Genomic DNA, 11,713 nt, shown 5'->3' with positions numbered 1-11,713 from the left:
TGAACGCAGTCAACAACGCTACAACTTAAATAGATACAAACAGATACTCTACAACTTGAATAGGTACAAACAGATACTCTAAATTTTGCATTATTAAGAGCGCTGCCTACTTAATTTTAATAGTGATATCCCTAAACAAAGCCAACAACGCTACAACTTGAAGTATGACGAGGAAATTATGAACTTACGAGATCAACCACTAGGCCAACTGGCACTATCTATTTCTGGCGCCAGCGCCATATTCCGTCAATATAACCTCGACTTTTGCTGCGGAGGAAAAAGAACATTAAGCAAATCTGCAGAGAAAGCAGGACTCAACATTGATGAAATTGAAAGTAAATTAATTGCTCTTTCAGAGAAACCATTAGAAAAAGATTGGCGACAAGCACCATTAAGTGAAATTATTGATTTTATTATTGTTCGCTACCACGACAAACACAGAGCACAATTACCGGAACTTATTCTACAAGCAGAAAAAGTAGAACGAGTCCATGAAGCAAAACTGACTGTCCCTAAAGGATTAGCTCGCCAATTAACACTATTATTAGATGAGCTGACAAGCCATATGATGAAAGAGGAACGCATTCTCTTTCCTATGATAAAAAACGGATTAGGAAGCCAAGCCGGAGCACCCATTAGTGTTATGGAACACGAACATGATGATGCGGGTGAAATTGTTGAAGTGATTAAATTTATAACCAAAAACGTCACACCACCACCTGAAGCCTGCACCACATGGAGAGTACTTTATAATGGTATTAATGAGTTTATTGACGATTTAATGAATCATATTAGCTTAGAAAACAACTTATTATTTCCAAGAGCATTAGCGGGCGAGTAATAATGTACGCACAGGGGATTTTATCATCCCCTGCTATTTTTATAACAATCAGTAAACCTTACCGCTCACCTTGAGTATCTATTAACAAACGCTGATTTATATATTCGATAGTCTCATCTATCGTCATAATATTATTAACGACATTAGTAATACCTTGCCCGATAATAATTTCAGCTTGGCGTAAATTAAATAACTTACCATTAGGCACCGAAGATTCTCGTATACCCTTATTAATTTCTTGATAAGCCAACGTCATCCATGGGTAACGATGGCTAATTTCTTGATTATGGCTGAAATTTTTATGATTACTGTTTCCACCTAATAAAATAAGATGATCCATAACCATTGGGGAATAAAGCCAACGATAAAATTGCTCTGCATATTGTGATTTTTGGCTATAACGTGAAACCCCTAATACACCACCGCCTAATTGTGGAATACTACCAGGTACAGGTGCAAAACCTGTTTTAGGTAAAATATTGCTATGTGCGACATCGTTAAATAAATTCATATAAGCGATCAGCATAGCAAGATGCCCTTGCTCAAATTGTCTAACCGATTCACTCCACCACTTATTATGAATATTCTCAGTGATCGACAACTGCTTTAAATATTCTTCTAATATTTCACCTGCTAAAGGCATTTCTAATCTAGGAATGTTATGACTTCCTATTAAACACCCGCCTTTTGCATAATAACGTAATAGATACTCTGTTGCGATCAGCCCCGCGCTACCCAATGTTGTTGATGCACCCATAGGGCAATTTAATTGCCCTTCTTCATGTTGCTCAGTAAAAAACTGCGTCACATTATCGTATTCTTCAAATGTTGTCGGTACAGTTAATTCATTACCTGTTTTTTCGTAATACATTCTTTTTAGAATAGGATCTTCAAACAAGTCTTTGCGATAAAATAGGAGTTGAGCACTAGCATCAAAAGGCATGGCATAAGCAACATTATTCACTACACTAAATTTCTGCTGAGTAGGTAGTGAAAAATTATTTAATAAGTCTGTTAATCCATTACCGATTTTATCTAATGGTTGTAATATTCTTTCTGCAAACCAAGGAAAACAGGCCATATCGATACGCAATAAATCATAATATGGGTGTAAATGTAACTGACTTAATATTTGATACACTTCATCGTAAGGGTGAATTGCTAAATTAACTTTAATCCCTGTTTGACGATAAAAATGGGGTAGCAGCTTTTTTAATGCACTGGTTGAAGGGCTAGGTAAAATCAGTAAATTAAGACTGATATCCGCTTTATCTTCACTAATAACCGCCGGAGTTAAAGTATAAAGATGGTCACTTTGATTACGTACACAAATCACATTCTTTTCAGTTATTTCACTTTCATCCTCTTCTTGTATTAATGCATCCATGACTTCTAATCCAAGTTGAGCGTAATTCATTGGAAAGTAATACAACCCTTTTAATACCGGTGGAATATTATCGCTCAATGCAAAAATAGGCGGGCAATCATTATGACTACCAAAATAACTGGCTTGTGTTAAATAACGAGCCTTTTCGATATCTTGGGCAATAAATATGTCTGGGATTTGCTCCATAGAAAAGAAATCAAACGCAATTTTATAGCTTTCTTCATCTGATGCACAAAGCACCACATTTTTTTTATTGGGTGCATACTCTAAAAGTCGATTTTGTAATTCATTGGCAAAGTTTTGATTATTTAAATAGTCGCTACTCCCCATAAAGATGCCCACTAATTTACCTGTAGTTTTCGCAACCTGTTGGCAAATAGCTTCTATTGCTTGAGCAAAATCTAGCGTGAAAAATCGTTGAGTATTAAGTGGCTGGCGATAAATAAATGCAACTTGAGAAGGAGGTAATTTTAACGTGTCAAAATAAATATTTGCATCTTTGAGACAACTTACAGTGATCACTTGTTTATAGCTACCCGCTGCAATTTTCTGTAATGCCTCTAATTCTGTGGTTTCCAGATCATCTGTTAAAAAAAGATCGTAAGTAATCTCAGGAAAATGAGCAATAGACTGTCTTAAGGAGTTAAAGAAAACCGCATATTTTTCAGAAACTAATTGAGGTAGAAGTATGGCAATTTTATGGCTTTTATTGGTTCTTAACAGTTGAGCCTGCGTATTTAATTGATAGCCCATTTGTTTGGCGGCTTGATACACAGCTTCAATTTTCTCAACACTCACATTTCCACGTTTATTCAGTACGTTAGAAACTGTCCCATGAGAAACACCTGCTAGTTTTGCAATATCTTTAATCGTTGCCATCGGCCTTTTTCCATCTCAATTTCCGCTTTCACTAGCATACCTGAATTATTTATCGCGACTACTGATAATTGATTTGAACGTTCCATTCAAAAATAGCTTATAAAACAATCTAATACTATTTATCATAAATAAATGATTATCAATATCAATAAAAACATATGCTCATATTAATCAATTAGATAGAAAATTTAATTTGAATAAGATCACTGATCTGATCTTCATTTATTGGCAAATGACTATCATCATTTTATCATTGGAACGTTCAAATTAATCTATAATTTATAGATAATCAACACCAGATAATTAATAAAATCATAATAAAACAATAGGATAAGGGGATTTCTTATGAAACTTCATTTTTTAGGGACGGCAGCTTCCGAAGGTATACCCAATCCCTTTTGCCGCTGTGAACACTGTCTGAAAGCAAGAGAACTTGGTGGGAAAGATATCAGAACTCACTCTTCTGCCATTGTCGATGACATTATGTTAATCGACGTATCACCTACATTTAGCTACCAGCTAATGCGTGATGGTATGGATGCTACCAATTTTGAAAGTCTTCTATTCACTCACACTCATCCGGATCATTTCAATGTTGGCGATCTGTTTAGCCGAATGGAAGGTTATGGTTTTGAAATTAACCATCCCCTTCATATTTTTGGTAATGATCGCGCAATTAATGGCTGTATCGAAGTTTTACCTGGTTACAGCAAAGAGCGTTTTGCTTTTCACTGCTTAATTCCTTTTGTTACCGTCGAAAGAAACGGTTATAAAATTACGCCATTACTCGCTAATCATGCGAAATGGGAACTTTGCTATGTTTATCATATTGAGAAAGATGGCAAGGTTATTTTCTATGGTCATGATTCTGGTTGGTTCCCTGAATTAACGTGGAAATGGCTAGAGAACAAACCACTAGATATCGTTGTTTTTGAATGTACTTATGGACTCAATGGTAAAGATCGTACCGACAATCATATGAGCCTAGAAACTGTATTTGCAGCAAAAGAAAAACTGCAACAACAAGGTTGTTTACATCAAAATACACAAATTGCCGTTTCGCATATTTCACATAGTGGTAAATTGCTTCACCACGAATTAGAAGCTGTTTGTGCTCCTCACAATATCCGTGTTGCCTACGACGGATTAACGTTAGAAACAAATTAAGAGGAGAATAATGATGGATATGAAAATAACCTCTCGCTTACTGATTATGATGTTTGTGCAATATTTCATGCAAGGTGCGTGGAATATGACCATGGGACTGGTATTAAGTAGCTATGGTATGGCAAGCATTATTGGTAATGCCTACGCTTTATTAGGCGTCGCAACAATTATCTCCCCATTATTTATAGGTATGGTGGCTGACCGTTTCTTTGCTTCGCAAAAAGTCATGGGCATCCTTCATTTAATTAATGCGGCAGTCATTATTTGTGTTCCTCAATTTATTGAAGCACAAAACAGTGGCATGACATTATTCTTAATTTTCATTATTGGATTATTGTTTTATCCAACAACTGCGCTTTCAAATAGTATTAGTTTCTCTCATATTAATGGTGTGAAATATTTCCCTATTATTCGTGTATTCGGTACGTTTGGTTTTATGGCTATCGGATTTATATTAGGTGAAATGGGCTTCTCTGGTAGTACGATGACTTGGTATATCGCTTCTGCTGTGGGTGTTTTACTTGGCTTCTACTGTTTTACCTTACCTAATACGCCACCTAAAGCGAAAGGTAAACCATTCTCTGCTCGTGATATTTTATGTTTAGATGCGCTTTCATTATTTAAAGATCGATATTTCGCTATCTTAATGTTTAGTATTTTTATTTTAATGATCCCAAAAACAGCTTATTCCGCTTATATTCCTGTTTTTATTAAAGCGTTAGGTTTTAATAACGCAGCGTCTATTATGCAAATAGGTATAGCCTGTGAAGTTCTGTTTATGTTCGTATTGTCATTCTTCTTAATGAAGTTTGGCTTCAAAATTACATTACTTTTAGGTGCTGTTAGCTGGATCATTCGCTCAATATTCTTCTCTTATGCAGCGGTAAATACAGAGTTTTATTTTATCGTTATCGGATTAATGTTGCAGGGATTATGTTGGGACTTCTTCTTTACTGCTGGTGATATCTATGTTGACCGCAAAGCCAAACCAGAAATTCGTGCTCAAGCACAAGGCTTACGCTTTATTGTCTCTAATGGTTTCGGCCTATTATTTGCTTCCACTATTTGTGGTCAAATCTTTAATTCAACCATAACAGAAACCGGGGATGCTGCATTACCACAGTGGTCAACATTCTGGATATATCCAGCAATCGTCGCTGCCGTTGTAACCATATTCTTTATCTTCTTCTTTAAAGATGATGTAACGAAAAAGAAAAATAATGAAGATAAAAAAGCCCAGGAAGGCATTGCAACACCATAGTCTTAAAGTAAAGGAATAAGCCAACGTTAGGAGCAAACCATGGACACATTAATTCAGTTTGTTGACAGCATTGGCCCTTTATCACTATCAAGTATCGCTAAATTACTGGCCGCCTTTATTTTGGGCGGCTTTATTGGCTTAGAGCGTGAATCAAAGGGAAAACCTGTCGGTTTTAAAACTTGTGTCATTATTGCCGTTGCCAGTTGTTTATTAACTATTGTTTCTATTCAATCTGCAGAATATTACGCCAATATCTCCGATAACATTCGTAGTGATCCAATGAGATTAGCGGCACAAATTATCAGTGGTGTCGGCTTTCTTGGTGCTGGTGTTATATTGCATCGACGTGATGATGCAATTTCAGGACTAACAACCGCTGCTATCGTATGGGCTTCTGCCGGTGTTGGTATTGCTTGTGGATCAGGTTTTTATTGGCATGCCATGATTGTGACTGTTCTCTTTTTTATGGCTATTCAACTTAGCCCACAAGTGGTGCTATTTCAGATGAAAAACCAACGCTTAGGTAAGATTAAAGTGCGCATGTTATTTACTCATGAAAGCGGTGTTCCTCTTTTAATTGAGTATTTAAAAAGCCATAAAGATGTGATTGAAAACCTGACTATTCGCGATATTAAAAAAGAGCGCGTTGAAGTGAACTTGAAACTGTTAGTTCGGCAAAAAATTACCTTACCCGAATTTTATTGCTCATTAAAACAGCTTGAACATGTTCATTCTGTTTCTTTGGATCATTAACTATTAATTACTTCTTAATAAATAATACCTCAAAAGTGAGTATTTTGCTTTTGAGGTTTCAATAGATTTAAAAGTTCAAGTAAACTAAATTTTAATGATTACTCATCTATCAAATCATCCCTAAATTTAGGTTTTTGTTTAATGTCATCACAGTTTTCAATTTGTATTTTTAGCCCTAATTTCCATTGCTCAAAAGCATAAGTATCAGCAAGGTCAATTTTAAATTTAGTATCACTTACTTTTGTCACTTTAACTGAATCTACACCTAACTCATTTAACATATCCAATGTTAGCAATTGTCTGGCTTCTAAACCAAAGACATCATGTAATATCCATTTTCCTAAAATAGATTGAGGATTCGTTTGTAATCCTTTTCCATTATCTTGTGTCACAATAGCTGTGATTATTCGATCATCTGGTAATTGCAACTCAAATCCTTTAGCTGCATTTCTTTCTTCTTTATCTAAAGCATTAAAACCAAAAAAATGGGGGAAAATATGATGGATCCAGATAGGAATAGGAATATAAGCTTCAAAATCTGGGCGAGGTTTATTTGAGCCTTTAATTTTTGGTGCTGCATTCCATGCATTAAAACCTGATTTTTCTTCTACTTTCATTGAAGAGTCTGAATAAATAGGTAGATAAATAGTTTTTTTCGGATCTTCTATTGTTTCTTTTAGAGGAGCTAATTTATTTACCGATGAATTAGTTATATGTATATATGACAATAAATCAAAGGGATCTTTATATTGAGTAATAGGAATTTTAGTTACAATCGATTCTTTAGAAGCATTGAATTCTTGCAATAGAACACTTTTACTAACATAAAATTTATATTTTTTATTTTTATCCTTAAAATTAAAAATACCTTTACTTTCATTGACTGATATTATTTTAATGGAATTTAAATCAATTAAATCATAATTGCATTCAACAATATTCATCACATTACTGTCTCTTGTAATATTATGATATATCGTATGTGTTGTGTTATAAGTACGTTGATCAAGCTCAATTCGTTTGTTTCGAAGTAAAGCCACTTTTTTAACAACATCAAGCGCAATACCTTTATCAATTAAAGGCCTAATTTCTGTAGGTGCTACTTTATTAAACTCTGCAACTTTTTGAAAAGTTTTATCTCTTGAATGAATCCATGTTTTTAAACCAACGCCAATTCGGTTTTTTCCCATTTTAGCAATAGCATCAAATGCAGAATCTTTACGCGTTAGGTCTTCTACATCAAAAACCCGGGCAAAAAGTTGTTCATGATTTCGATAATATAGATAAGGTTTATCTGCACTACTTCCGGCTTCTGTGTCTTTAAAAAGACCCGATAACGCACCGAAAATCTCTAAAAACTTGATATATTCATCCCTTTTATCTTGAGGAAATGAAGACCATAAATCTATATTTTTTGCCATATTCTACTAAGACCTTTTAGTAATTTTCCATAAAAACGAATTAATTTATCATATAAATAAAATAATATACTAATACTACCTCACAGAAATAATAATCAAGCATTAAATTATTGCATTGAAACAAATAAAGATATTAATAATTATAAATATAAAATTTATTAAACAAAAAACTTTGAATAAAAAAATAAAAATACTAATATTGAATTTAAAACTCAAAGACAAACTATATATAAAGGAATTAAAAAATGAATTTTATTTATTTACCTCTTTATTCTGATAGAGATCAAACAGTACATCCTCAATCAGGGCTTAATGTATCACACGCTGGTCCTAAAAATCCCAATTCAGAAAATCCCAAACCAAGAGATCCTGACGAAGTTTATATTCCGATACCTATTTGGATTCATCGTACCTTTCCTAATTTTTTTGGTTTTGATGCATTAGATAAAACTCAAAGGAATGCTACTATTAATAAATTTAATTTATATTATTATAATAGTAACTACTGGAAAGCAATCATTACCGAAGATAATGGAAAAGCATTAGAAACCGATCCTCAACCTGCTTTAGGTAAATGGATCTTGCGCGATATTCTTAAATTACCTTATGGCACAGTATTAACAATGGATATGTTAAACATAAAAAAGATTGATTCAGTAAAGATAACTAAAATAGATAATTCTAATTTTAGAATTGAAATTGGACCATTTAATGCATTTAGAAATTGGAAAAATACCTTATAGTAAATAAATTTACCCTAGAGAAACTCTAGGGTTTTCATTGTTAGTTCTTAATATTTTTTCATTTTGTTACTTCTTTTTTTAGGCAATTATCTAAATAATTCAATACTATTGCTCCAAACCATCAACAGTTGCTGCTTTTTGCTTAAGAGTTCTGTAGAATACCCCTTCGAGTTTAGCGAGTTGGGATGTTATTTATGAAGTGTGCATCATTTTTTGCAGGTGTTGGTGGTATTGATATAGGCTTTGAAAAAGCAGGTTTTGATACAATTTATGCTAATGAACTGGATAAATTTGCGGTTACGACCTTAAAAGAAAATTTTGACTTTATCATTGACCATCGAGACATCAGAGATGTAAAAACAAATGAGATCCCTGATTTTGATATCATGTTGGGTGGTTTTCCATGCCAAGCATTTTCAGTCGCAGGTTACCGCCAAGGATTTGATGATGAGAAAGGCAGAGGTAATTTATTCTTTGAATTAGAACGGATTTTTGCCGAAAAACAACCTCCTGTTATCTTCCTAGAAAACGTTAAAAATTTAGTTTCCCATGATAAAGGTAACACCTTTAAAGTGATTTTAGATTCACTTCATAAACACGGCTATCACGTTTCTCATCAAGTATTAAACGCTTCTGAGTATGGCAATATTCCACAAAACCGAGAGCGTATTTATATTGTATGTTTCAAAGATGAGCAAGCCCATAAACGCTTTGTTTTTCCAGAAAAAACACCATTAACTAAACGTATCTCAGATTTATTAGAAGATGAAAGTACAATAGAACCACGTTATTTTTATACCGCTAAAACCCCTTTCTTTGACCAACTTGTTGAAGATGTGGTTGATGCCGAAACGCTCTACCAATGGCGTAGAAAATATGTAAGAGCCAATAAAAATAACCTTTGCCCTACATTAACAGCCAATATGGGGACAGGTGGCCATAACGTCCCCTTACTTAACGTTCAAAAGAAATCAAACACCATCAGAAAGCTCACACCAAGAGAGTGCTTTAACTTTCAAGGTTACCCTGCTGACTATAAATTACCCAAAGATATGAGCAATGCTAATTTATATAAACAAGCTGGGAATAGTGTTGTGGTGCCTGTTATTGAACGAATTGCACAACAAATAAAAATAGCGCTAGGATAAAATGTAATAGTTTTGAAATTTAAATCCCAAATCGCAATTTTCTAAACCTATTATCATGATCATAAGACAAAGCCCGATAAATAAATGATTTTATCAGGCTTTGTCGTAACAGAAATCAAGTTATTACTCTTGATATTTTAACGGATTACCAAAACGCTCTAAATACATCATGCCAAAAATTGTTGAAGCATAGTCTGTAATATGTCCCACATCACGATACACTGGCACACCTTCTATATCGGTTAGACAGATATTTTTATCACACTGCACATCTTTAGGATCGATGATAATTAAAGTTGGATAATCCTTTTTTAACTTAACAAATAACTGATTCATCCATGTGTTTCCCTCACCTTTATAGTTTTTTGGGTTACAATTATTATCTGCAAAATCCTTTCTTAATTTTGCATTTTCATAAAAACAGGTCATAAAACCACTTGGCATAGAATTAACTGTTTTAATAAAAACAGGCTTAGCCCCTGTGGCAATAATAATATCAAGCGCTTCACGCATCGCTTTCTCAACTCGTTTGCGAGACTCTTCAACGGTTCTAACATCACCTATCTTATTAATGACATGATTTGACGCGTAGTTATTCCAAACTTGCCCAAATATTACATAATCGAAGTGGCTATTCTTGATAAGTTGATAATATTTCGCCGTTTGATCGTAACAACGTTGATAAACTGTATTTTTATGATTAGACCAGTCATAAAGATAAATATTAGGAAGCGTAATACACGATGAAGTTGCTTGTGCATATACATCTATCTTGGCGTCTTTACCCAAAATATCCATAAAGCCCCAATAATGATTTGCATGAGAATCACCAAATAAAAAGGCTTTTTTCTGACTTCCTACTTCACCAATATGGCACATTTTATCTGGATCAGTGGCTTCAAAATTCATACATTTAGTTCGATTGGGATAATCAAACTGATTCAGCTTAGCTTCTAAATTAACGTAATTTTGCCCAAGCCTTGCTCCAATACCTTGATATTTTTCATTCAATGCATTTAGCCCAAAAGCGAATAAAATAGGAATAATTAATAAGAGAGTGATGGAATATTTAAAGGCTAAGCGCTTTCTTCTAAACGGTTTTTCAATCAGAAAATAAGAGCTAATCGATAGCAATAAGGTTAATGCTAACATCGATCCCTTTTGCAATTCTGTATTAAACACACCAACATAGCGTGCAACAGCAAATAATGGCCAGTGCCATAAATAGAGTGAGTAAGATAATAACCCAACGATCACGATTGGCTTTATCGAGAGTATTTTTTCAATAATACTTCCATGTTGTCCGGTATAAATAATTAGTGCAGCACCAAGACAAACATACAACGTATTAAGGTTCGGATAACCTGCAATAATATCGTTTTGAAATGCAACCCAAAGAATAACACCTAGCGCAATTAAGCTAATAACATCATTTATTCTTCGATTAAGTTTTATCTTTATTGGGAAGTAGGCAACACAAGCTCCCAACATAAATTCGAAGATCCGCGTACTAAAATAGTAGTAATTTTTCGGTTGATCTTTTTGGTAATAAAACACCAGAATAAATGAAATAGCTGTGACTAACACCACTGGATAAAAATGATTAACCCTTTCTTTTGCATTAATTTTATGCAGAAAATAAAGTGCAAAAGGCAAGAAAAGATACCATTGCCACTCTATCGCTAAAGACCATGTATGCAATAACGGTAAAAAGAGTGCATCTTGCGCTGCATAGCTGGTTGTCGCTCTCGCAAAATATTTATTAGAGAGAAAGGCTGAGGCATATTTCTCGCTATTTGTAATATCTAAATAATCACTAGGTAGGTAGAAAAGCCCAGATATCACTAGAACTGCAATTAATACAATAAGATAAAGTGGTTGTAATCGCCATAATCGACGATTATAAAAATCACGAAATGAAAAATTACCTTGTGACAATGAAGTTTTAATTATCAGCGAAATCAAAAAACCAGAGATCACAAAAAAAATATCAACACCAATAAACCCTGACGGAATTAAGCGATTATCCAAATGAAAAAGGATAACCAGAATAACAGCGACCGCTCTTAAACCATCTACATCAGCACGATATTTTACATTCATAATCCAAACA

The 11,713-nt window shown here is 34.0% G+C and carries 9 protein-coding genes; 6 read left to right on the top strand and 3 right to left on the bottom strand.

The features are described from left to right. The first annotated feature begins 178 nt into the window (after nt 1-178). Nucleotides 179-841 (top strand): iron-sulfur cluster repair protein YtfE, encoded by a 663-nt coding sequence (ytfE, locus tag DK866_RS17790; protein WP_109409990.1) that lies wholly within the window; start codon nt 179-181, stop codon nt 839-841. 58 nt (nt 842-899) lie between these two features. Here the strand turns inward: ytfE and DK866_RS17785 are convergent, their stop codons facing one another. Then, a complete protein-coding gene (locus DK866_RS17785) occupies nt 900-3,107 on the bottom strand; it encodes an extracellular solute-binding protein (protein WP_109409989.1) in 2,208 nt (735 codons plus the stop codon). Between the two features lie 345 nt (nt 3,108-3,452). Here DK866_RS17785 and DK866_RS17780 point away from each other — a divergent pair, with 345 nt between their 5' ends. From DK866_RS17780 to DK866_RS17770, 3 genes are read left to right on the top strand one after another with little or no spacing between them, the layout of a single operon-like run. After that, nucleotides 3,453-4,274, top strand: coding sequence for an MBL fold metallo-hydrolase (locus DK866_RS17780; protein ID WP_109409988.1), 822 nt, complete (start codon nt 3,453-3,455; stop codon nt 4,272-4,274). A 13-nt stretch (nt 4,275-4,287) separates the two neighbouring features. Continuing rightward, entirely contained in the window at nt 4,288-5,535 is a 1,248-nt protein-coding gene (locus DK866_RS17775; protein ID WP_109409987.1) for an MFS transporter, read from the top strand. A 39-nt stretch (nt 5,536-5,574) separates the two neighbouring features. Next, nucleotides 5,575-6,288 (top strand): MgtC/SapB family protein, encoded by a 714-nt coding sequence (locus tag DK866_RS17770; protein WP_109409986.1) that lies wholly within the window; start codon nt 5,575-5,577, stop codon nt 6,286-6,288. 98 nt (nt 6,289-6,386) lie between these two features. On the opposite strand, the gene DK866_RS17765 is transcribed toward DK866_RS17770, so the two are convergent. After that, on the bottom strand, nt 6,387-7,709 hold the full coding sequence (locus DK866_RS17765; protein WP_109409985.1) for an NgoFVII family restriction endonuclease: 1,323 nt from the start codon (nt 7,707-7,709) through the stop codon (nt 6,387-6,389). A gap of 245 nt (nt 7,710-7,954) precedes the next feature. On the opposite strand from DK866_RS17765, the gene DK866_RS17760 reads away from it, so the two are divergent. Then, nucleotides 7,955-8,452 (top strand): hypothetical protein, encoded by a 498-nt coding sequence (locus DK866_RS17760; RefSeq protein ID WP_109409984.1) that lies wholly within the window; start codon nt 7,955-7,957, stop codon nt 8,450-8,452. 194 nt (nt 8,453-8,646) lie between these two features. After that, nucleotides 8,647-9,600: a DNA cytosine methyltransferase gene (locus DK866_RS17755; RefSeq protein WP_109409983.1), complete on the top strand. Its 954-nt coding sequence runs from the start codon at nt 8,647-8,649 to the stop codon at nt 9,598-9,600. Nucleotides 9,601-9,723: 123 nt separating this feature from the next. Here the strand turns inward: DK866_RS17755 and DK866_RS17750 are convergent, their stop codons facing one another. Beyond that, nucleotides 9,724-11,703, bottom strand: coding sequence for an acyltransferase family protein (locus DK866_RS17750; protein WP_109409982.1), 1,980 nt, complete (start codon nt 11,701-11,703; stop codon nt 9,724-9,726). Nucleotides 11,704-11,713 lie beyond the last annotated feature (10 nt).

The organism is Proteus genomosp. 4 str. ATCC 51469 (assembly GCF_003144375.1).
Lineage (GTDB): Bacteria > Pseudomonadota > Gammaproteobacteria > Enterobacterales > Enterobacteriaceae > Proteus.
This window is presented reverse-complemented; position numbering and strand designations above follow the sequence as displayed.

What these genes read in the sequence shown, in the direction of transcription:
- ytfE (WP_109409990.1), top strand. Translation starts at nt 179, where the DNA reads ATGAACTTACGAGATCAACCACTAGGCCAACTGGCACTATCTATTTCT.
- DK866_RS17785 (WP_109409989.1), bottom strand. Translation starts at nt 3,107, where the DNA reads ATGGCAACGATTAAAGATATTGCAAAACTAGCAGGTGTTTCTCATGGG.
- DK866_RS17780 (WP_109409988.1), top strand. Translation starts at nt 3,453, where the DNA reads ATGAAACTTCATTTTTTAGGGACGGCAGCTTCCGAAGGTATACCCAAT.
- DK866_RS17775 (WP_109409987.1), top strand. Translation starts at nt 4,288, where the DNA reads ATGGATATGAAAATAACCTCTCGCTTACTGATTATGATGTTTGTGCAA.
- DK866_RS17770 (WP_109409986.1), top strand. Translation starts at nt 5,575, where the DNA reads ATGGACACATTAATTCAGTTTGTTGACAGCATTGGCCCTTTATCACTA.
- DK866_RS17765 (WP_109409985.1), bottom strand. Translation starts at nt 7,709, where the DNA reads ATGGCAAAAAATATAGATTTATGGTCTTCATTTCCTCAAGATAAAAGG.
- DK866_RS17760 (WP_109409984.1), top strand. Translation starts at nt 7,955, where the DNA reads ATGAATTTTATTTATTTACCTCTTTATTCTGATAGAGATCAAACAGTA.
- DK866_RS17755 (WP_109409983.1), top strand. Translation starts at nt 8,647, where the DNA reads ATGAAGTGTGCATCATTTTTTGCAGGTGTTGGTGGTATTGATATAGGC.
- DK866_RS17750 (WP_109409982.1), bottom strand. Translation starts at nt 11,703, where the DNA reads ATGAATGTAAAATATCGTGCTGATGTAGATGGTTTAAGAGCGGTCGCT.